Raw genomic sequence first — 22,195 nt, 5'->3', positions numbered from 1 at the left:
GGCAATTCAGAGAAAGGGGGAAAGACGCCGGAAAATAAGCATAAAAGAGAGGTAAGCGACGAAGAAACGGTGAATTAAACTAAATTTTTCTCAGGTAATGAGAATTAATCGGTTGAAAATGCGCGCATACAGCGAATCATCAATTTTTTCGCGAATGAAAGAAAGATAGGCCAGACTCAATTCAGAATAAAATGCCAATAAATAAAAAACAGACAGGATAAACCGGATGTCTGCACCCGGTTTATCTCATTCATGCCTAACGCTTGCAGACGGAAGCTAACAGTTCTTCCATCCATTGGTGCCCTTTGTCCCGACCCGCAGCTTCATGCCATGACAGATAACAAGTTCTGCTATTCAATTTTAAAGGTAACGGTAATATTTGTAGATCCAGAGAGGGTGCAAACTCTTCAGCTAACCAGCGAGGGGCAATAGCCACCAGATGCGTTTGCGAAACAACATTAAGCACACTGATTAATGCCATCCCCTGATAGGCTACACACGATTGCGAATCAACTGAGTCATACCAGGGCCGACTAAACGAGTCAAAACGGTCAAGTGAAACGACCGCATGCTGTTCATTATAAACATCGCTTTCCACCAATGGTCCGTTAATGCGTGGATGCTTACGACTGGCGACCAGCACCATTTCGTCATTAAACAATGGAATACTTGTAAATTCAGGACGACGGAATTCTTCATAACTAATAACGAACTCAGTTTCCTGATAACGTAATTGGTGTTCAGTATCCTTATTTAAAGAGGACTTAAATACAACATGAATATTAGGGGCGATTTTTTCAATACGATTATAAATTAAAGAGGTCAGAATATTATCCAGCGGACTGCAAACGCAAAGATGAAACACGCGCTCACTGCTGCCAGGTTCAAATCCTGAACCGGGCAATTCATTCTGCACTAATTGCAGCGCCTGGCGGACGGAACCGAAAAGCTGGAAGGCCCGCGCGGTGGGTTGAATACCGCGACCGTAGCGCACAAAAAGTTCGTCATTAAACATCACTTTAAGACGCGCCACGGCGTTACTTACGGCTGGCTGCGACATGCCGAGAGCATGCGCGGCACGGGTAATATTCTGCTCCTGCATTACCGCATCAAATACAGTCAATAGATTAAGATCAACCATACGAAGTTGCGGTTTATCCATCTCTAAATGATGGGGATTAGGTTTATCAACGGTTACTTCTGGCATACTTAACTCCACTGTCACGCTTAACTCCCTTTTTGCTTGCCGGAATGCAGAGAAATAATCTCGGAAAATATGATTTACCATGCATATAAAATAAGAAAAAGGGCAGAGATAAAATTTCGGAAAACATAAAGGTGCGGGAAGATCGCCGTAAAAACCCCGCATCAGCACGATGTGGAATCCTTCCCCGCACGATAAATCATAAATTTCAATGACGGGGGCAATATAAACATAAGCGACGCCAATAAACAATCATGAGCTTTATGAATAAAATGCTGGCATTCAATTAAATTTTTATATTACTCACGCGTTAATTCTTAACATTAGCTTATCAATTGCCATATTCACCCCCATTATTAATTTATTATTAATTACCATAAAATCTTCAAAATCATATGGATAACTAATTTATTGCGTTCGTGACTTATCAGACTGCCGTGACAGCATTTGAAAAAAAGCGTGCTTAAATATGTCAAACGATGAAAAGTGTAAGCCCTCCGCCGTTTTTTCATCGGCAATAACAGAAAGAGTTCAGCACAATTAGCTAAATCAGCCCCTCCCTTTTCTTCTGACTGGGGCGGTGTTTTCAGCGGTGGGGTTGACATCAGTCATCGTATCCAGTACCACTAAAAGCATATCGCATTCGCCTGGAGTTGATTTAATGATTCGTATCGCTCGCTTTAACGGTCTACTACTACTAAACGCATCTTCGTTGCGCGGTAGACTGGTGAGCGGCATTCAGCGTTAAGTCGTATCCAGTAAGATAAAAAACCCGCGCCGTTGCGCGGGTTTTTTTATGCTCGAAGCAAGGCGCCCTAAAGACTAAGGACCTAAAACATGAGCCAGCAAGTCATTATTTTCGATACCACTTTACGCGACGGTGAACAGGCGTTACAGGCAAGCCTGAGTGTGAAAGAGAAGCTGCAGATTGCGCTGGCCCTTGAGCGTATGGGTGTTGACGTGATGGAAGTCGGCTTTCCGGTCTCCTCTCCCGGCGACTTCGAATCCGTACAAACTATCGCTCGTCAGGTCAAGAACAGCCGGGTTTGCGCATTAGCCCGCTGTGTGGAAAAAGATATCGACGTCGCGGCTGAGTCGCTGAAGGTTGCTGAAGCCTTCCGTATTCATACCTTTATCGCCACCTCACCGATGCATATCGCTACTAAACTGCGCAGCACGCTGGACGAGGTGATTGAGCGCGCGGTCTATATGGTGAAACGCGCACGTAATTACACCGACGATGTAGAATTCTCTTGTGAAGATGCTGGCCGTACGCCGATCGCCGATCTGGCCCGCGTTGTGGAAGCCGCCATTAATGCTGGTGCTAAAACCATCAACATTCCGGACACCGTCGGCTACACCATGCCCTTCGAGTTTGCGGGCATTATCTCCGGTCTGTATGAGCGCGTACCAAACATCGATAAAGCGATCATTTCCGTCCATACCCATGACGACTTAGGTCTGGGCGTCGGCAACGCGCTGGCTGCGGTTCACGCTGGCGCCCGTCAGGTAGAAGGCGCGATGAACGGCATTGGCGAGCGTGCCGGTAACTGTTCGCTGGAAGAGGTGATCATGGCGATTAAAGTTCGCCAGGATATCCTGAACGTCAACACTCGCATTAACCATCAGGAGATCTGGCGTACCAGTCAGTTGGTCAGCCAGATCTGCAACATGCCGATCCCGGCGAACAAAGCGATTGTCGGCAGCGGTGCGTTTGCCCACTCCTCAGGGATCCACCAGGACGGCGTGCTGAAGAACCGTGAAAACTACGAAATCATGACGCCGGAATCCATCGGTCTGAATCAGGTGCAGTTGAATCTGACCTCCCGTTCCGGGCGCGCAGCGGTAAAACACCGTATGGATGAGATGGGTTATAAAGAGAGTGAATACAGCCTGGACAATCTGTACGACGCTTTCCTGAAGCTGGCCGACAAGAAAGGTCAGGTGTTTGATTACGATCTGGAAGCGCTGGCGTTTATTGGTAAGCAACAGGAAGAGCCTGAGCACTTCCGCCTGGATTATTTCAGCGTCCAGTCTGGCTCTAACGATATCGCCACTGCCTCCGTCAAGCTGGCCTGCGGCAGTGACGTAAAAGCCGAAGCGGCTAACGGTAACGGCCCGGTCGATGCCATTTACCAGGCGATCAACCGCATTACCGATTACGACATTGAACTGGTGAAATATAGCCTGTCCGCCAAAGGACATGGCAAAGACGCACTGGGTCAGGTCGATATCGTCGCCAACTATAACGGACGTCGTTTCCACGGCGTCGGTCTGGCGACAGACATTGTTGAATCTTCCGCGAAAGCGATGGTGCACGTGCTGAACAACATCTGGCGTGCGGCAGAAGTCGAAAAAGAGTTGCAACGTAAAGCTCAGAACAACGAGAACAACAAGGAAACCGTGTGATGTCGAAGAATTACCATATTGCTGTTTTGCCGGGCGACGGTATTGGTCCGGAAGTGATGACGCAAGCCCTGAAAGTCCTGGACGCTATTCGCCATCGTTTTGAGATGCGCATTACCACCAGCCATTATGATGTCGGCGGCGCGGCGATCGACAACCACGGTCAACCGCTGCCGAAGGCGACGGTGGAAGGCTGCGAACAGGCCGATGCCGTTCTGTTTGGCTCCGTCGGCGGCCCGAAATGGGAACATCTGCCGCCGGACAGCCAGCCGGAACGCGGCGCGCTGCTGCCGCTGCGCAAGCACTTCAAACTGTTCAGCAACCTGCGTCCGGCAAAACTGTATCAGGGACTGGAAGCATTCTGCCCTCTGCGCGCCGACATCGCCGCGAATGGCTTCGACATTTTGTGCGTCCGTGAACTGACCGGCGGGATCTACTTCGGTCAGCCAAAAGGTCGCGAAGGCAGCGGCCAGCATGAAAAAGCGTTCGATACCGAGGTCTATCACCGCTTTGAAATTGAACGTATCGCGCGCATTGCGTTTGAATCTGCGCGTAAACGCCGCCGTAAAGTGACCTCCATCGACAAAGCTAACGTTCTGCAAACGTCTATTTTGTGGCGCGAAATCGTCAATGAAATTGCCAAAGAATATCCGGACGTTGAGCTGGCGCACATGTACATCGACAACGCCACCATGCAGTTGATTAAAGACCCGTCCCAGTTTGACGTGCTGCTGTGCTCCAACCTGTTTGGCGACATTCTGTCTGATGAATGCGCGATGATCACCGGCTCGATGGGGATGTTGCCCTCCGCCAGTCTGAACGAGCAGGGTTTTGGTTTGTATGAACCGGCGGGCGGCTCCGCACCAGATATTGCCGGCAAGAATATTGCTAACCCGATTGCGCAAATTTTGTCGCTGGCGCTGCTGCTGCGCTACAGCCTGGATGCCGATGACGCGGCATCCGCCATTGAACGTGCGGTTAACCGCGCATTAGAAGAAGGTATCCGCACCGGTGATTTAGCCCGTGGCGCGGCTGCCGTCGGTACCGATGAGATGGGCGACATCATTGCTCGTTATGTCGCACAAGGGGTGTAATCATGGCTAAAACGTTATACGAAAAATTGTTTGATGCGCACGTCGTCTATGAAGCGCAAAACGAAACCCCGCTGCTGTATATCGACCGACATCTGGTGCATGAAGTGACCTCTCCGCAGGCGTTCGACGGCCTGCGTGCGCATGGTCGCCCGGTTCGCCAGCCGGGTAAAACCTTTGCCACGATGGATCACAACGTCTCCACGCAGACCAAAGATATCAATGCGTCCGGCGAGATGGCGCGTATCCAGATGCAGGAACTGATTAAGAACTGTAACGAATTTGGCGTTGAGCTGTACGATCTGAACCACCCGTATCAGGGCATCGTTCACGTGATGGGGCCCGAACAAGGCGTCACCCTGCCGGGAATGACCATCGTCTGCGGCGACTCGCATACCGCGACCCACGGCGCCTTTGGCGCGCTGGCGTTCGGTATCGGCACCTCCGAAGTCGAGCACGTGCTGGCAACCCAGACCCTGAAGCAGGGCCGCGCCAAAACCATGAAGATTGAAGTCAAAGGCACCGCAGCGCCGGGAATCACCGCCAAAGACATCGTACTGGCGATTATCGGTAAAACCGGTAGCGCCGGCGGTACCGGTCATGTCGTTGAGTTTTGTGGCGATGCCATCCGAGCCCTGAGCATGGAAGGCCGCATGACCCTGTGCAACATGGCGATTGAAATGGGTGCCAAAGCCGGATTAGTCGCCCCGGATGAAACCACCTTTAACTACGTCAAAGGTCGTCTGCACGCGCCGAAAGGTAAAGATTTTGATGACGCAGTCGCGTACTGGAAAACGTTGCAAACCGACGCCGACGCACGCTTTGATACGGCTGTCACCTTACAGGCTGAAGAGATTGCTCCTCAGGTGACCTGGGGAACCAACCCGGGCCAGGTGATCTCCGTGACGGACAACATTCCCGATCCAGCGTCGTTTACCGATCCGGTTGAGCGCGCCAGTGCTGAAAAAGCGCTGGCCTATATGGGCCTGAAACCGGGTGTGCCGTTAACGGAAGTGACGATCGATAAAGTGTTCATCGGCTCGTGCACTAACTCGCGTATTGAAGATTTGCGCGCCGCCGCAGAGGTCGCCAAAGGTCGTAAAGTCGCGCCGGGCGTCCAGGCGCTGGTGGTTCCAGGATCCGGTCCGGTCAAAGCGCAGGCAGAAGCGGAAGGGTTAGATAAGATCTTTATCGAAGCCGGATTCGAATGGCGTCTGCCGGGGTGCTCCATGTGTCTGGCGATGAATAACGATCGCCTGAATCCGGGCGAACGCTGCGCGTCAACCAGCAACCGTAACTTTGAAGGGCGTCAGGGCCGCGGTGGGCGTACCCATCTGGTCAGCCCGGCGATGGCCGCGGCTGCCGCCGTTACCGGTCATTTTGCCGACATTCGCAGCATCAAATAAGGAGACTCCCATGGCAGAGAAATTTACCCAACATAACGGCCTGGTTGTCCCGCTGGATGCCGCCAACGTCGATACTGACGCCATCATTCCTAAGCAGTTTTTGCAGAAGGTTACCCGCACCGGTTTTGGCGCGCACCTGTTCAATGACTGGCGTTTTCTGGATGAAAAAGGTCAGCAGCCGAATCCGGAGTTCGTCCTGAACTTCCCTGAATACCAGGGCGCCTCGATTCTGCTGGCGCGTGAAAACTTCGGCTGCGGCTCTTCTCGTGAGCACGCGCCGTGGGCGTTGACGGATTACGGCTTCAAAGTGGTGATTGCGCCGAGCTTCGCGGACATCTTCTACGGTAACAGCTTTAACAACCAGTTGCTGCCCGTGAAGTTAAGTGATGAAGAAGTCGACGAGTTGTTTACGCTGGTACAGGCGAATCCGGGTATTCACTTCGAAGTGGATCTGGAAGCGCAGGTCGTGAAAGCAGGCGAGAAAACGTATCACTTTAACATCGACGCCTTCCGCCGCCACTGCATGCTGAACGGTCTGGACAGCATCGGGTTGACGCTGCAACACGAAGACGCGATCGCCGCCTACGAAGAGAAACAACCGGCGTTTATGCGCTAAGCCCGCCATGCCGGAAGCACTGCGCTTATCCGGCCTACGGATTTCTGTAGGTCGGATAAGGCGTTAGCCACCATCTGGCAATCCATAAATCAAACGTCTTTCACCCGCCCGGTCATCACCAGCGTAACCAACGAAATCGCCGCAATCACCCAGTATACTGCGAAGTGACCATAGCTCTGAGCAACCGCGCCCTGGATCACCCCCGCCAGAATTACGCCGGTCGAAATACTGTTGGTAAATAGCGTCGTCGCCGATCCGGCCCTGCCCGGCATCAGATCCTGAAACCAGAGCATGCCAATACCGGCAATGATCCCGATAAACGCCGCATTAAACAGTTGCAATATCAGCAGCGCCTGATGGCTGTGGAAGAAAATCAGCCCGAGATAAAACAGCACGCCCGCGGTGACGGCAATAAGCATCATCCGGCGCTTACCGAAGCGTTTTACGTAAAAGCCGGCAAGGATCATGATCGGAATTTCCAGTCCTGCGGCGGTGCCCATCAGGATCCCGGCAAGCTTATCCGGCAGTCCAAGCTCCGCGCTAATCCATAGCGGCATATCGATGATATACATGGTGTTGCAGGTCCACATCAGCGTGGAAGCGATAAACAACATGCGTACGTTTTTATCCTGCCAGCCACCAGTCTGGATCACCGGCGCATCCGCCGGTTGTTCAACGCGGGCGACAGACGGCAGCATAAAGGCAATCAGGATGAAACTGAGCACAAAAATCGCGGCGGCAATCGAAAACATCACGGTAAAACCGTAATTCAGCGCCAGCATAAAGGCCATCGGCGGACCAATCACCCACGCCAGTGAAAGCTGCGCACGCATCACAGAGCTGAACATCACCACTTCTCGCGCCGAGCTGTCGGCATATTCCCGCGCCAGCGCGAACAATTGCGGCATCGCGGTATTTGCCAGCGACGCCAGCAGTACGCCGCAGGTGATCAGCGTCAGGTAGTGGCGATTAAAGGCAAACAGCAGCGCATTACCGATGGCCATCAGGCAACAAAACAGAATCAGCTTGCGCCGGTCTCCCTGGCTGTCCGAGCGTTTTGCCAGCGCAAGACTTACGCCAATCCCGGCGATGGCGTTAACGGTGTAAAACAGCCCCACCCAGAACGGCTGCGCCCCGACCTCGCGACTGAGAAACAGGCTCAGCGTCGGCGCCTGTAGCGCCCCCGCCACGCCCATCATAAATGCGACGAGCATAAACGCCGCGTAAACACCGTTGAGACGTCGTCCCATCGTCATTAACCAGAGCATATCTTTCCTTAGTCAGCGCAGCCGAAACGAAAAAAGCCAGCAGATAATACCTGCTGGCGCGGTGATTAACACCAATACTCAGTCACACATGATGTCTGCTACTCCAGGGTCAGGCTGTCACCTCCCACTGCATCAGTTCTTCCAGCATCTTTAAGCGCTGCGGCGCGCTCAGGCAAGCCAACCAGGACAACCCTTCTGTCGCGGCAAAGTACTTCTGATAAAACTGGCGCATATAGATGACCCCGTCATAGTGCTTCATCGGAATGTATTATTGGCCTAATATAGGGATAATAAAATTGCTGAGTTTTCCGCAGGAGTTCCCCTTTTATGTCTTCTGGCCGTCTGCAACAACAGTTCATCCGCTTGTGGCAATGCTGCGACGGCAAAACACAGGACACCACGCTCAACGAACTGGCGGATCTGCTGAGCTGCTCGCGCCGTCATATGCGCACGCTGCTCAATACCATGCAGGAGCGCGGCTGGCTGACGTGGGAGGCGGAAGTGGGACGCGGAAAACGTTCACGCTTAACCTTCCTGTATACCGGACTGGCGCTCCAGCAACAGCGCGCGGAAGATCTGCTGGAGCAGGATCGCATCGATCAACTGGTGCAACTGGTCGGCGACAAAACGGCCGTGCGGCAGATGCTGGTTTCCCATCTGGGCCGCAGCTTCCGTCAGGGCCGTCACATCCTGCGCGTACTTTACTATCGTCCAATGCAAAATCTGCTGCCCGGCAGCGCACTGCGTCGCTCAGAAACCCACATTGCCCGCCAAATCTTCAGCGCCCTGACCCGCGTAAATGAGGAAAATGGGGAACTGGAAGCCGACATAGCCCACCACTGGCAGCAAATCTCCCCCCTGCACTGGCGCTTTTTCCTGCGTCCGGGGATCCATTTTCACCACGGTCGTGAACTGGAAATGGACGATGTGGTGTCGTCACTGACACGCATTAACGTCTTACCGCTCTATTCGCACATCAGCGAGATCGTTTCACCCACGCCCTGGACGCTGGACATTCATCTTTCGCAACCCGATCGCTGGCTCCCGTGGCTGCTGGGCCAGGTCCCGGCGATGATCCTGCCGCGCGAATGGGAAACCCTGAGCAATTTTTCCAGCCATCCGATTGGCACCGGCCCATACGCGGTGATACGGAATACTCGTAATCAGCTGAAAATTCATGCATTTGATGATTTCTTCGGTTATCGGGCCCTGATTGATGAAGTGAACGTCTGGGTTCTGCCGGATATAGGCGACGAGCCAAACGGCGGCCTGACGCTGAAAGGTCCCACGGAAGATGAGAAGGCTATCGAAAGCCGCCTGGAAGAGGGATGCTATTATCTGTTGTTCGACGCCCGCACCCATCGCGGCGCCAATCAGGAGGTTCGGGAGTGGGTCAGTCGCGTACTGTCACCAAGTAACCTGCTTTACTATGCCGATGAACAGTATCAACGTCACTGGTTCCCGGCCTATGGCTTACTGCCCCGCTGGCATCACGCGCGACCGGGTCACGGCGAGAAACCTGCCGGGCTGGAGACGCTCACGCTGACCTATTATCACGAACACATCGAACACCAGGTGATTGCACAGATCATGAGTCAGCTTCTGGCTGAACATCAGGTGAAGCTAGAGATTCAGGAGATCGACTACGATCAATGGCATGCCGGGGAAATTGAAAGCGACATCTGGCTTAACAGCGCCAACTTCACCCTACCGCTCGACTTCTCTTTGTTCGCGCATCTGTGTGAAGTCCCGCTGTTACAGCACTGCATTCCGCTGGACTGGGAAGCCGACGCCGCGCGCTGGCGCACCGGCGAAATGAATCTGGCCATGTGGTGTCAGCAATTGCTTGCCAGCAAAGCCATTGTCCCGCTGATCCACCACTGGCTGATTATTCAGGGCCAGCGCAGTATGCGCGGCCTGCGCATGAACACCCTCGGCTGGTTCGACTTTAAATCCGCGTGGTTTGCGCCGCCGGATCCATGATTGCCGCAACGCGGCAAAATCACTACACTAACGCCGTTCTCAACGGGGTGCTAATAAACATACACAAAATCATTCAAGCTGCAGCAAGGCGGCAAGCGAGTGAATCCCAAGGAGCATAGAACACTATGTGACTGGGGTGAGCGGACGCAGCCAACACAGAGGCTGCTTGAATGATGAAGCGTATGGGCTGAGATAATACCCGTCGAACCTGATCCGGATAACGCCGGCGAAGGGATTTGAGGCTACTGCTCAAAATCCTTTGCCACCCATCTTTTGAGGTGCAAAGTGTTGAAAAAATGTCTTCCCCTTTTACTCCTGTGCGCAGCGCCTGCCTTCGCAAAACCGGTTCTCACCGTCTACACCTACGACTCGTTCGCCGCTGACTGGGGCCCTGGCCCGGCGGTGAAAAAAGCCTTTGAAGCCGACTGCAACTGTGAACTGAAGCTGGTGGCGCTGGAAGATGGCGTGTCGTTACTTAATCGCCTGCGAATGGAAGGGAAAAACAGCAAGGCCGACGTGGTGCTGGGACTGGATAACAACCTGCTTGAAGCGGCGACGCAAACCCAATTGTTCACGAAAAGCGGTGTCGCCAGCGAGGCGGTCAATGTCCCAGGCGGCTGGAAGAATGACACCTTCGTCCCGTTTGATTACGGCTACTTCGCTTTCGTATATGACAAAAACAAACTGAAAAACCCACCGAAAAGCCTGAAGGAGCTGGTCGAGAGCGATCAAAAATGGCGGGTGATTTATCAGGATCCGCGCACCAGTACGCCAGGACTTGGGCTGATGCTGTGGATGCAGAAAGTGTATGGCGATAAAACGCCGCAAGCGTGGCAGAAGCTGGCGGCCAAAACCGTCACTGTCACCAAAGGCTGGAGCGAAGCTTATGGCCTGTTCCTGAAAGGTGAAAGCGATCTGGTGCTGAGCTACACCACCTCTCCGGCGTATCACATCATCGAAGAGAAAAAAGAGAACTACGTGGCGGCCAACTTTAGCGAAGGCCATTACCTGCAGGTGGAGGTCGCCGCGCGTACTGCAGCCAGTAAGCAGCCTGAGCTGGCAGAAAAGTTCCTCAAATTCATGGTGTCACCCGCGTTCCAGAATGCTATCCCGACCGGCAACTGGATGTATCCGGTGGCAAATGTCACCCTGCCTGCCGGATTCGAACAACTGACTCAACCCGCAACGACCCTGGAATTCACGTCAGCGGAAGTGGCAGCACAACGCCAGGCATGGATTAGCGAATGGCAACGCGCCGTCAGCCGTTAATTGCCGGCTGGCTGATCCCAGGCCTTTGTGCCGCCACGTTGATGGTGACGGTGGCGCTGGCCGCATTTCTGGCATTGTGGTTCAACGCGCCGCAGGCGGCGTGGTCCTCGCTGTGGCAGGACAGCTACCTGTGGCACGTGGTGCGTTTTTCCTTCTGGCAGGCCTTCCTGTCGGCGGTGCTTTCTGTTGTTCCAGCCATCTTCCTTGCCCGTGCACTGTACCGACGCCGTTTTCCGGGGCGTCTGGCCCTGCTGCGCCTGTGCGCCATGACGCTGATCCTCCCGGTGCTGGTTGCGGTGTTTGGTATTCTCAGCGTCTATGGACGCCAGGGGTGGCTGGCTTCGCTCTGGCACGTGCTTGGACTGGAGTGGACCTTCTCGCCTTACGGGTTGCAGGGCATCCTGCTGGCTCACATCTTTTTTAATCTGCCGATGGCAAGCCGTCTGTTGTTGCAGTCACTGGAGAATATCCCTGGCGAGCAGCGTCAGCTTGCCGCCCAACTGGGTATCCGCGGCTGGCAGTTCTTCCGCTTTGTCGAGTGGCCATGGCTGCGTCGCCAAATCCCACCGGTCGCTGCGCTGATTTTTATGCTCTGTTTTGCCAGTTTCGCCACCGTGCTGTCGCTGGGCGGCGGGCCGCAGGCGACCACCATTGAGCTGGCGATTTATCAGGCGCTGAATTTCGACTACGATCCTGCCCGTGCCGCCATGCTGGCGCTGATCCAGATGGTGTGCTGTCTGGCGCTGGTGCTCCTCAGTCAACGATTGAGTAAAGCTATTGCTCCCGGCACAACCCTGGTTCAGGGATGGCGCGATCCGGACGATCGGCTGCACAGCCGTTTAACCGATGCCCTGCTGATCGTCCTCGCGCTGCTGCTGTTGCTTCCACCGTTGTTGGCGGTGATGGTCGACGGGGTGAATCGCCATCTGCTGGACGTGCTCGCGCAGCCCATTTTGTGGCAGGCGGTGTGGACTTCGCTGCGTATTGCGCTGGCAGCGGGTCTGCTGTGCGTGATCCTGACGATGATGCTGCTGTGGAGCAGCCGCGAACTGCGCGCCCGTCAGCAGTTGTTGGCAGGACAAGCGCTTGAGCTAAGCGGGATGCTTATTCTGGCGATGCCAGGCATCGTGCTGGCCACCGGCTTCTTCCTGTTGCTCAACAACAGCATCGGCCTGCCGGAGTCCGCTGACGGCATCGTGATTTTCACCAATGCGCTGATGGCCATTCCCTACGCGCTGAAAGTGCTGGAAAACCCGATGCGCGATATTACCGCCCGCTACACCATGCTGTGTCAGTCGCTGGGGATTGAAGGCTGGCAGCGGCTAAAAGTGGTAGAACTGCGGGCATTGAAGCGTCCGCTGGCGCAGGCGCTGGCCTTTGCCTGTGTGCTGTCTATCGGCGATTTTGGCGTGGTGGCGCTGTTCGGCAACGATGATTTCCGCACCCTGCCGTTTTATCTGTATCAGCAAATTGGCTCTTACCGCAGTCAGGACGGTGCCGTCACTGCGCTCTTATTGCTGATCCTGTGCTTTATTTTATTTACCGTTATTGAGACGTTACCGGGGCGAAATGTTAAGACTGACTGATATCACCTGGCTCTACCACCATTTGCCCATGCGCTTTACGCTGTCCGTGGCGCGCGGTGAACAGGTGGCGATTCTGGGGCCAAGCGGCGCAGGGAAAAGTACGTTACTGAGTCTGATTGCCGGTTTTCTCACGCCTGCCCGCGGCACCCTGTTGATCGAAGGGGAAGACCACACCACCACGCCGCCATCACGTCGCCCGGTTTCGATGTTGTTTCAGGAGAACAATCTGTTCAGCCATCTAAACGTTGAGCAAAACATCGGTCTGGGGTTGGATCCAGGACTGAAATTAAGCGCCGAACAGAAAGAGAAGCGCCTGCATATCGCGCAACAAATGGGGATCGAGACGCTGATGGCCCGCCTGCCCGGAGAGCTTTCCGGCGGTCAACGCCAGCGTGTGGCACTGGCGCGCTGTCTGGTGCGCGAACAGCCGATCCTGCTGCTTGACGAGCCCTTTTCAGCCCTCGATCCCGCGCTACGTCAGGAGATGCTGACCCTGGTAAGCGATATCTGCCATGCCCGGCAACTGACGCTACTGATGGTGTCGCACAGTGTCGAAGATGCGGCGCGCATTGCCCCGCGCTCTGTCGTCGTGGCCGACGGTCGCATCGCGTGGCAGGGCGAAACGGATGAATTGCTGAGCGGTAAAGCCAGCGCCTCAGCGCTGTTGGGGATTAAAAAATAATGGATTACCGGATGGCGCTTACGCTTATCCGGCAGGAATATCAGTAACCCACCACTTTTTGCAGAATATCGAGATACATCGGCATCAGCGGGTGGCGAAGCAACGTCACCAGCGCAACAATCCCCATCCCCAGCACGATCGGCGCCAGCCAGAGCAGACGTCTTTTTGGCAGGTAATGCGTTAAGCGATCCGTCGCGGCTTTTCCACTACGCCACAGGCGCCAGCACAGCCAGCCACCGAACCACAGCAGGATGGCTGTCGCCAGCAGCAGCCACTTAAACTCGCCACTTTGCATACCCGCCGGAATATCAATTGCCGCACCAGCCAGAATCCCCGGCAGAAAATAAAATGGCGGCCAGAGCAGGCAGCCAATAATGTTGGGCGTGATGAATTTCGCCACCGGCAGATCGAGCATTCCGGCGACCATCGGCACCAGCGGGCGCGTTGGGCCAACAAAGCGTCCCACCAGAATCGTGAACATACTGTGCTGATGCAGTGCGTGCTCGGTTTTATCGAGCAGCGCTTTGTTCTTTTTCATGAACGACCAGCGGTGCAGCGGTTTTTTGAAACGCCAGCCCAGCCAGAACGAGATCCAGTCGCCAAGCAGACAGCCGATAATTCCCGCCAGCCATGCATGCCAGAAGTTGAGTTCCCCGCTGCCTATCAGGGCGCCCAGCCCGGCCATCAATACCGTTCCCGGTAAAATCAACCCCACCAGCGCCAGCGATTCCAGGAAGGCCACCAGCGCCACAGCAATCAAAGCGTACATGGCGGACTGGAGAATAAAGTGTTCCAGCAATGCTTGCATAATGCGTCCGTCAGTTTTACGAAACAGGGATTCTGCAAACCCACCCCTGCGACGTCAAGCGACCAATCATCTGAATAGTTACAGGTTATGACATCTTCACGGGCACATCATTCACTTTTTCTTCACAACCGGCACGGAACTCGCTCGGACTGGCACCAGTACATTTTTTAAAGACGCGGGAGAAATAGAGCTGGTCGTCGAACCCGACATTGCGTCCAACGGTAGCAATCGGCATGCGTGTTGTACTGAGCAGCAGCTTCGCCTGGCTGATCCGCTGATCCTCACGCCAGCTCAACACGCTGATACCCAACTGTTGACGGAACAGGTGCGACAGGCGCGATGGCGACAGGCAGACATGCTGAGCAACGCTGGCAATATCGAAGTGGCTGTCCGCCAGATGATCGCTGATGTACTGACAGGCATCGCGCACGCGGTTATCCATCGGCGGATGCAGCGAAGCGTTGATCGCCTCCATGCGCCTCAGCAGTAACTGCTCCAGCAGGTTGATCGCCAGCAGTTCAGAGTAGCGCCCTTCCCCCTGTCCGGCGTGGATAATCTGGCCGAATAGCTCATTAAAGTGCGGCTGATGCGCTTCGTCCGGACGGAAAAAACCGGTCTGCGCAAAAATGGACGGCCAGGTGAGCCACTCCTGCCAGTAGGCGCGGGGACGAAAGTAAACCCACTGGTGATACCACTCGCTGGCATCCGGATGGCGTCCGTAGTGATGAATTTCACCCGGCGGGAACAACAAAATGTCACCGGGTCGGCAGACAAACTCCCGTCCCTGATTATTAATCACCCCTTCCCCCCGAATCGTGAGGTTAAGGATATAGCCTTTCATCCCCAACGGCCTGTCGATAAAAAAATCCAGATATCCGTTGGCGTCTATCGGCGTTAAACCGGCGACCAGATGCGCGTTAAACGAGTACCCTGGCAGGAGAGGGTCATTTTGCGGTTCAGCCATAATTTCACGACTCCCGAGGTTCAGTGAGGAAACAAATTGTCCATATTACGCAGGACAGTATGGTTTGCGTCCTGCCTTGTTGCCGCACCATCACGGGCGGACCCATCAACCCCGCTTGTGAAAAGCATTATGTCACGACTCAGTACGATGACTGCCACAAAAACGGGTAACAAAAGTGTCTATAACCAGAGCAGAAATGTCCACATTGATTATTTGCACGGCGTCACACTTTGCGATGCCATAGCATTTTAATCCATAAGATTAGCGGATCCTACCTGACGGTTTTTATCCCCACTCACTACTGTTTCTCCATACCCGTATTTCTGGATGGAGCAAGAGGATGGCAATTGCAATTGGCCTCGATTTTGGCAGTGATTCTGTGCGCGCGCTGGCTGTGGAATGCGCCACCGGCGAAGAGATCGCCACCAGCGTTGAGTGGTACCCGCGCTGGCAGGAAGGACGTTTTTGTGACGCCCCGAACAACCGGTTCCGCCATCATCCCCGCGACTACATGGAGTCGATGGAAGCCGCACTGAAAAGCGTATTGGCGGAACTCAGCGCGGCGCAACGTGCCGAGGTCGTTGGGATTGGCGTCGACAGTACGGGCTCAACGCCAGCGCCGATTGACGCCGATGGCAACGTGCTGGCACTCCGGGAAGAGTTCGCGGAAAACCCAAACGCGATGTTCGTCCTGTGGAAAGACCACACGTCAGTGGAAGAAGCCGAAGCCATTACCCGTCTGTGCCATACGCCGGGCAACGTCGATTACTCCCGTTACATCGGCGGCATTTACTCCAGCGAATGGTTCTGGGCCAAGATCCTTCATGTCACCCGCGAAGACCGCGCAGTTGCCCAGGCTGCCGTCTCGTGGGTTGAGCTGTGCGACTGGGTGCCAGCCCTCCTTTCTGGTACTACGCGCCCGCAGGATATCCGCCGGGGTCGTTGCAGCGCCGGGCACAAATCATTATGGCATGAAAGCTGGGGCGGTCTGCCGCCTGCCAGTTTCTTCGACGAGCTCGATCCGCTGATTAACCAGCATTTGCAATACCCCCTGTTCACCGACACGTTCACTGCCGATCTGCCAGTTGGTACGCTGTGCGCCGAGTGGGCGCAGCGCCTTGGTCTGCCGGAGAACGTCGTCATCTCTGGCGGCGCGTTCGACTGCCACATGGGTGCCGTCGGCGCGGGCGCACAGCCCAATGCGCTGGTGAAAGTCATTGGAACCTCCACCTGCGACATCCTGATTGCGGACAAACAGAGCGTCGGCGAGCGCGCCGTGAAAGGCATTTGTGGGCAAGTCGATGGCAGTGTGGTCCCCGGTTTTATCGGTCTGGAGGCCGGACAGTCTGCCTTTGGCGATATCTACGCGTGGTTTGGTCGCATTCTCGGCTGGCCGCTGGAGCAACTCGCCGCGCAGCATCCGGAACTGAAAGCGCAGATCAGCGCCAGCCAAAAACAACTACTGCCCGCGCTGACCGACGCCTGGGCGAAAAACCCATCGCTGGATCACCTGCCGGTGGTGCTTGACTGGTTTAACGGCCGCCGCACGCCGAACGCAAACCAGCGTCTGAAAGGGGTGGTGACCGATCTGAATCTGGCCACGGATGCCCCGGCGCTGTTCGGCGGTCTGATAGCCGCAACCGCCTTTGGCGCAAGAGCCATTATGGAATGCTTTACCGAACAAGGTATTGCGGTTAACAACGTCATGGCGCTGGGCGGCATCGCCAGGAAAAACAAGGTCATTATGCAGGCCTGCTGCGATGTCCTGAACCGTCCGCTACAAATCGTCGCCTCCGATCAGTGCTGTGCGCTGGGCGCAGCCATCTTCGCCGCCGTGGCTGCCGGGGTGCATGCCGATATTCCTGCGGCGCAGCAGAAAATGGCCAGCGCGGTGGAAAACACGCTGCAACCTCGCCCCGACCAGGCACAACGTTTCGAACAGCTTTATCGCCGCTACCAGCAGTGGGCGGTAAGCGCTGAGCAACATTATCTTCCGACTGCCACCCTGGTTAATACTGCGCCGGCTGACCAGGCAACCCTGACTCACTAAGGACACGACAATGACTATTTTTGATAACTATGAAGTGTGGTTTGTAATTGGCAGCCAGCATTTGTACGGCCCTGAGACGCTGCGTCAGGTTACTCAGCACGCGGAGCACGTCGTCAAAGCGCTGAATACCGAAGCGAAACTACCCTGCAAGCTGGTGTTAAAACCACTGGGGACCACACCGGATGAAATCACCGCCATTTGCCGTGACGCGAACTATGACGATCGTTGTGCGGGTCTGGTGGTCTGGCTGCATACCTTCTCTCCAGCCAAAATGTGGATCAACGGCCTGACTATCCTCAATAAACCGCTGCTGCAATTCCACACCCAGTTCAATGCGGCCCTTCCGTGGGACAGCATCGACATGGACTTTATGAACCTCAACCAGACTGCGCACGGCGGTCGTGAGTTCGGCTTTATCGGCGCACGCATGCGCCAGCAACATGCGGTAGTCACCGGTCACTGGCAGGATCAACAGGCTCATGCCCGTATCGGTTCCTGGATGCGTCATGCGGTGTCGAAACAGGATACCCGTCATCTGAAAGTGTGCCGCTTTGGCGACAACATGCGTGAAGTGGCGGTTACCGATGGCGATAAAGTCGCCGCGCAGATCAAGTTCGGCTTCTCGGTCAACACCTGGGCAGTGGGCGATCTGGTGCAGGTGGTGAATTCCATCAGCGACGGCGACATCAATGCCCTGATTGACGAATACGAAAATAGCTACACCCTGACCGCCGCCACTCAGGTTCACGGTGAAAAACGCCAGAACGTGCTGGAAGCGGCGCGTATTGAACTGGGTATGAAGCGCTTTCTGGAGCAGGGCGGCTTCCACGCCTTCACGACCACCTTTGAAGATTTGCACGGTCTGAAACAGCTTCCGGGTCTGGCCGTACAACGCCTGATGCAGCAGGGCTATGGCTTTGCTGGCGAAGGCGACTGGAAAACTGCCGCTCTGCTTCGCATCATGAAAGTGATGTCAACCGGTCTGCAGGGCGGCACCTCCTTTATGGAGGATTACACCTATCACTTCGAGAAAGGCAACGATCTGGTGCTCGGCTCCCACATGCTGGAAGTGTGTCCGTCGATCGCGGTGGACGAAAAACCGATCCTTGATGTTCAGCATCTCGGCATTGGCGGTAAAGACGATCCTGCCCGTCTGATCTTCAATACGCAGACCGGTCCGGCGATCGTGGCCAGCCTGATCGACCTAGGCGATCGCTATCGTCTGCTGGTCAACTGCATCGACACCGTGAAAACCCCGCATGCGCTGCCGAAACTGCCGGTCGCCAACGCGCTGTGGAAAGCTCAACCGGACCTGCCGACCGCGTCTGAAGCGTGGATCCTGGCCGGCGGCGCGCACCATACCGTCTTCAGCCATGCGCTGGATCTCAACGACATGCGTCAGTTCGCCGAAATGCACGATATCGAAATCACCGTGATTGATAACGATACCCGCCTGCCCGCCTTCAAGGACGCGCTGCGCTGGAACGACATGTATTACGGCTTTAAACGTTAAGCAAATGGTTGCCTGATGGCGCTTTGCTGAATCAGGCCTACATCTCTGTGTAGGCCTGATAACGCGTTTACACCGTCATCAGGCAGGGAGAAAAACATGCTAGAAGATCTCAAACGCCAGGTACTGGCAGCGAATCTGGCGCTGCCAAAGCACAACCTGGTCACGCTCACCTGGGGGAACGTCAGTGCCGTCGATCGCGACCACGGCGTCTTTATCATTAAACCTTCCGGCGTGGATTACAGCGTGATGACCGCTGACGATATGGTGGTTGTCAGCATCGCGACGGGTGAAGTGATTGAAGGTCAGAAAAAGCCCTCGTCCGATACGCCAACGCATCGTCTGCTGTACCAGGCTTTTCCCACCATTGGTGGTATTGTGCATACCCATTCGCGCCACGCGACCATCTGGGCGCAGGCCGGACAGTCCATTCCGGCAACGGGCACCACGCATGCCGACTATTTCTACGGCCCCATCCCTTGCACCCGCAAAATGACCAGCCACGAGATCAACGGCGAGTATGAATGGGAAACCGGCAAGGTGATCGTCGAAACCTTTAAGATGCATGGAATAGACGCCGCGCAAATGCCAGGCGTACTGGTGCATTCACACGGTCCCTTTGCGTGGGGGAAAAATGCCGAAGACGCGGTGCATAACGCCATCGTCTTAGAAGAGGTTGCCTACATGGGCATTTTCTGCCGCCAGCTCGCGCCACAGTTACCCGAGATGCAGCAAACGTTGCTGGATAAGCATTACCTGCGCAAGCACGGAGCGAAAGCCTATTACGGGCAGTAGCAGCGCCGATAACTGTATAAAACCCCAGCACAACACGTTGAACCAGGCTATAATCATGCCTGGTTTTTTTGATGGATAAACAGCGTGGCGCAGGCAGGTTTTATCTTAACCCGGCACTGGCGGGATACGTCGCAGGGAACTGAAGTCTCCTTCTGGCTGGCAACAGACAGCGGGCCTTTGCAGGTCACGCTTGCGCCGCAGGAGTCCGTTGCGTTTATCCCTACCGCGCTAACCGCCCGTGTCACGTCGTTATTAAGCAGTGAAAATGGTTATCGTCTGACGCCGCTCAACCTCAAAGATTTTCATCGTCAGCCGGTTTCGGGTCTTTACTGCCGTTCGCATCGCCAGCTGATGCGACTGGAAAAGCTGTTGCGTGAGAATGGCGTGACGGTTTATGAAGGCGATGTCCGCCCGCCTGAACGCTATCTGATGGAACGCTTTATCACCTCGCCAGTGTGGGTCGAAGGTGAGACGCGCAACGGTGCGATCGTCAATGCGCGATTAAAGCCCCATCCCGACTATCGTCCACCGCTCAAATGGTTGTCTCTGGACATTGAAACCACCCGCCACGGCGAGTTGTACTGCATTGGGCTTGAAGGCTGCGGGCAGCGCATTGTCTATATGCTCGGCCCCGAAAATGGCGATTCATCAGCGCTCGATTTCCAGCTTGAGTACGTCAACAGCCGCCCACAACTGTTGGAAAAGCTTAACGAATGGGTTGCCCGCCACGATCCCGACCTCATCATCGGCTGGAACGTGGTGCAGTTCGACCTGCGCGTGTTGCAAAAACATGCTGAGCGCTACCGTATCCCGCTGCGTTTTGGCCGCGATAACAGCGAACTCGAGTGGCGTGAGCACGGTTTTAAAAATGGCGTTTTTTTCGCCCAGGCGAAAGGTCGGCTGATCGTGGATGGTATTGAGGCGCTGAAGTCTGCCTTCTGGAATTTCTCGTCGTTTTCGCTGGAGACCGTTTCGCAAGAACTGCTGGGGGAAGGTAAATCGATCGATAATCCCTGGGATCGCATGGATGAGATCGACAGACGTTTTGCCGAAGATAAACCCGCGCTCGCCACCTACAATCTGAAAGATTGCGAGCTGGTGACACGAGTCTTTCATAAAACCGAGATCGTGCCGTTCCTGTTAGAACGATCCACGGTTAACGGATTACCAGTCGATCGTCACGGCGGTTCGGTCGCCGCGTTTGGCCATCTCTATTTTCCACGTATGCATCGCGCCGGGTACGTTGCGCCGAACCTCGGTGAAGTGCCGCCCCACGCCAGCCCCGGCGGTTACGTGATGGATTCGCGTCCCGGCTTGTATGATTCGGTGCTGGTGCTGGATTACAAAAGCCTGTACCCCTCGATCATTCGCACTTTTTTGATCGACCCTGTCGGACTGGTGGAAGGGATGGCGCACCCGGATCCCGAACACAGCACCGAAGGATTTCTCGACGCCTGGTTCTCGCGGGACAAACACTGCCTGCCAGAGATCGTGACGTCGATCTGGCAGGGGCGTGACGACGCCAAACGGCACGGTAATAAACCGCTTTCTCAGGCGCTGAAGATCATCATGAATGCCTTTTACGGTGTACTCGGCACAACGGCCTGCCGCTTTTTCGATCCGCGCCTGGCGTCGTCGATCACCATGCGCGGTCACGCGATCATGCGTCAGACCAAAGCGCTCATTGAAGCCCAGGGCTATGACGTGATTTATGGCGACACCGACTCCACCTTCGTCTGGCTGAAGCGCGCCCACACAGAAGAGGAAGCGGCGAAAATTGGTCGCGCGTTAGTGGCACACGTCAACGCCTGGTGGACGCAATCGCTTCAGGAGAAGAACCTTACCAGCGCGCTGGAACTGGAGTATGAAACGCATTTCTGCCGCTTTCTGATGCCCACCATTCGTGGCGCGGATACCGGCAGCAAAAAACGCTACGCGGGTTTGATTCAGGAAGGAGAAAACCAGCGGATGGTGTTTAAAGGGCTGGAAACCGTGCGTACCGACTGGACACCGCTGGCGCAGCAGTTCCAGCAAGAATTGTATCTGCGCATATTTCGTCACGAACCGTATCAGGATTACGTACGTGAAACCATTGATCGGCTGATGGCGGGCGAACTGGACGAGCGTCTGGTCTATCGCAAGCGTCTGCGTCGACCATTAAGCGAGTACCAGCGCAACGTTCCGCCACACGTGCGCGCCGCCAGACTGGCTGATGAAGAAAACCTGAAGCGGGGACGCCCGGCGCAGTACCAGAACCGCGGCACCATTCACTATGTCTGGACCCTGAACGGCCCAGAGCCAAAGGATTATCAACACTCGCCGCTGGATTACGAGCATTACCTGACGCGCCAGCTCCAGCCCGTCGCGGAAGGAATTCTTCCCTTCATTGATGATAACTTTGCTACACTACTGACAGGCCAATTAGGGTTATTTTGACGCGTGACGAATCCATCGCCATCCATTACCATAGCGCCCTTTCCATTCCTGGACCCCATTTACCGTTCTGCCATAGCATCTCCCTGGCAGAGGGTGGTTATTGCCTGCAATTAAAGATATA

At 55.1% G+C, this 22,195-nt stretch carries 18 protein-coding genes and 1 riboswitch; of the genes, 13 read left to right on the top strand and 5 right to left on the bottom strand.

The window, feature by feature from the left end; translation table 11 throughout:
• Window positions 1-256 precede the first annotated feature (256 nt).
• Window positions 257-1,207: a transcriptional regulator LeuO gene (gene leuO, locus HVZ37_RS04370; protein WP_042997947.1), complete on the bottom strand. Its 951-nt coding sequence runs from the start codon at window positions 1,205-1,207 to the stop codon at window positions 257-259.
• 658 nt (window positions 1,208-1,865) lie between these two features.
• Between leuO and leuL the strand changes: the two genes are divergently transcribed.
• From leuL to leuD, 5 genes are all read left to right on the top strand, one after another.
• A complete protein-coding gene (gene leuL, locus HVZ37_RS04365) occupies window positions 1,866-1,952 on the top strand; it encodes a leu operon leader peptide (protein WP_181628459.1) in 87 nt (28 codons plus the stop codon).
• Between the two features lie 89 nt (window positions 1,953-2,041).
• Entirely contained in the window at window positions 2,042-3,613 is a 1,572-nt protein-coding gene (gene leuA / locus HVZ37_RS04360; protein ID WP_044255506.1) for a 2-isopropylmalate synthase, read from the top strand.
• Window positions 3,613-4,704 (top strand): 3-isopropylmalate dehydrogenase, encoded by a 1,092-nt coding sequence (gene leuB / locus HVZ37_RS04355; RefSeq protein WP_042997949.1) that lies wholly within the window; start codon window positions 3,613-3,615, stop codon window positions 4,702-4,704. The genes leuA and leuB overlap by 1 nt, the downstream gene beginning before the upstream one ends.
• A gap of 2 nt (window positions 4,705-4,706) precedes the next feature.
• On the top strand, window positions 4,707-6,107 hold the full coding sequence (leuC, locus tag HVZ37_RS04350; protein ID WP_181628136.1) for a 3-isopropylmalate dehydratase large subunit: 1,401 nt from the start codon (window positions 4,707-4,709) through the stop codon (window positions 6,105-6,107).
• Between the two features lie 10 nt (window positions 6,108-6,117).
• Window positions 6,118-6,723, top strand: coding sequence for a 3-isopropylmalate dehydratase small subunit (gene leuD, locus HVZ37_RS04345; protein WP_044255511.1), 606 nt, complete (start codon window positions 6,118-6,120; stop codon window positions 6,721-6,723).
• An 89-nt stretch (window positions 6,724-6,812) separates the two neighbouring features.
• On the opposite strand, the gene HVZ37_RS04340 is transcribed toward leuD, so the two are convergent.
• Window positions 6,813-7,991: a sugar efflux transporter gene (locus HVZ37_RS04340; protein WP_181628135.1), complete on the bottom strand. Its 1,179-nt coding sequence runs from the start codon at window positions 7,989-7,991 to the stop codon at window positions 6,813-6,815.
• Window positions 7,992-8,100: 109 nt separating this feature from the next.
• The gene (sgrT, locus tag HVZ37_RS04335; protein WP_042323887.1) at window positions 8,101-8,223 is read right to left on the bottom strand and encodes a glucose uptake inhibitor SgrT; all 123 of its coding nucleotides are present in this window, start codon (window positions 8,221-8,223) and stop codon (window positions 8,101-8,103) included.
• Between the two features lie 95 nt (window positions 8,224-8,318).
• On the opposite strand from sgrT, the gene sgrR reads away from it, so the two are divergent.
• From sgrR to thiQ, 4 genes are all read left to right on the top strand, one after another.
• Window positions 8,319-9,974, top strand: a complete 1,656-nt coding sequence (gene sgrR / locus HVZ37_RS04330) for an HTH-type transcriptional regulator SgrR (RefSeq protein WP_044255516.1) — start codon at window positions 8,319-8,321, stop codon at window positions 9,972-9,974.
• Window positions 9,975-10,007: 33 nt separating this feature from the next.
• Window positions 10,008-10,227, top strand: a riboswitch (TPP riboswitch).
• A gap of 32 nt (window positions 10,228-10,259) precedes the next feature.
• The gene (gene thiB / locus HVZ37_RS04325) at window positions 10,260-11,243 is read left to right on the top strand and encodes a thiamine ABC transporter substrate binding subunit (protein WP_044255518.1); all 984 of its coding nucleotides are present in this window, start codon (window positions 10,260-10,262) and stop codon (window positions 11,241-11,243) included.
• Window positions 11,219-12,829 (top strand): thiamine/thiamine pyrophosphate ABC transporter permease ThiP, encoded by a 1,611-nt coding sequence (gene thiP / locus HVZ37_RS04320; protein WP_042997955.1) that lies wholly within the window; start codon window positions 11,219-11,221, stop codon window positions 12,827-12,829. Before thiB ends, thiP begins: the two co-directional genes overlap by 25 nt.
• Entirely contained in the window at window positions 12,813-13,511 is a 699-nt protein-coding gene (gene thiQ, locus HVZ37_RS04315; protein ID WP_044255522.1) for a thiamine ABC transporter ATP-binding protein ThiQ, read from the top strand. Before thiP ends, thiQ begins: the two co-directional genes overlap by 17 nt.
• A gap of 40 nt (window positions 13,512-13,551) precedes the next feature.
• On the opposite strand, the gene HVZ37_RS04310 is transcribed toward thiQ, so the two are convergent.
• Both HVZ37_RS04310 and araC read right to left on the bottom strand, forming a co-directional pair.
• Entirely contained in the window at window positions 13,552-14,319 is a 768-nt protein-coding gene (locus HVZ37_RS04310) for a DedA family protein (RefSeq protein WP_042997957.1), read from the bottom strand.
• An 85-nt stretch (window positions 14,320-14,404) separates the two neighbouring features.
• Complete coding sequence (gene araC / locus HVZ37_RS04305; RefSeq protein ID WP_181628134.1) at window positions 14,405-15,283, bottom strand: arabinose operon transcriptional regulator AraC; 879 nt, start codon at window positions 15,281-15,283, stop codon at window positions 14,405-14,407.
• Window positions 15,284-15,623: 340 nt separating this feature from the next.
• Here araC and araB point away from each other — a divergent pair, with 340 nt between their 5' ends.
• The 4 genes from araB to polB all read left to right on the top strand — a co-directional run bounded on the left by araB (window position 15,624) and on the right by polB (window position 22,074).
• Window positions 15,624-17,333 carry a ribulokinase gene (gene araB / locus HVZ37_RS04300; RefSeq protein WP_181628133.1) on the top strand — a complete coding sequence of 570 codons (1,710 nt, stop codon included), beginning with the start codon at window positions 15,624-15,626 and terminating at the stop codon, window positions 17,331-17,333.
• A gap of 10 nt (window positions 17,334-17,343) precedes the next feature.
• Window positions 17,344-18,846, top strand: coding sequence for an L-arabinose isomerase (gene araA / locus HVZ37_RS04295; RefSeq protein ID WP_042997960.1), 1,503 nt, complete (start codon window positions 17,344-17,346; stop codon window positions 18,844-18,846).
• Window positions 18,847-18,942: 96 nt separating this feature from the next.
• A complete protein-coding gene (gene araD / locus HVZ37_RS04290) occupies window positions 18,943-19,638 on the top strand; it encodes an L-ribulose-5-phosphate 4-epimerase (protein ID WP_044327795.1) in 696 nt (231 codons plus the stop codon).
• A gap of 84 nt (window positions 19,639-19,722) precedes the next feature.
• Complete coding sequence (polB, locus tag HVZ37_RS04285; protein ID WP_181628132.1) at window positions 19,723-22,074, top strand: DNA polymerase II; 2,352 nt, start codon at window positions 19,723-19,725, stop codon at window positions 22,072-22,074.
• Window positions 22,075-22,195 lie beyond the last annotated feature (121 nt).

This window comes from Citrobacter sp. RHB35-C17 (assembly GCF_013816795.1).
In the GTDB taxonomy this organism is placed as follows: domain Bacteria; phylum Pseudomonadota; class Gammaproteobacteria; order Enterobacterales; family Enterobacteriaceae; genus Citrobacter_A; species Citrobacter_A amalonaticus.
The sequence above is the reverse complement of the archived record's forward strand: the minus strand, read 5'-3'. Positions and strand labels throughout refer to the sequence as shown.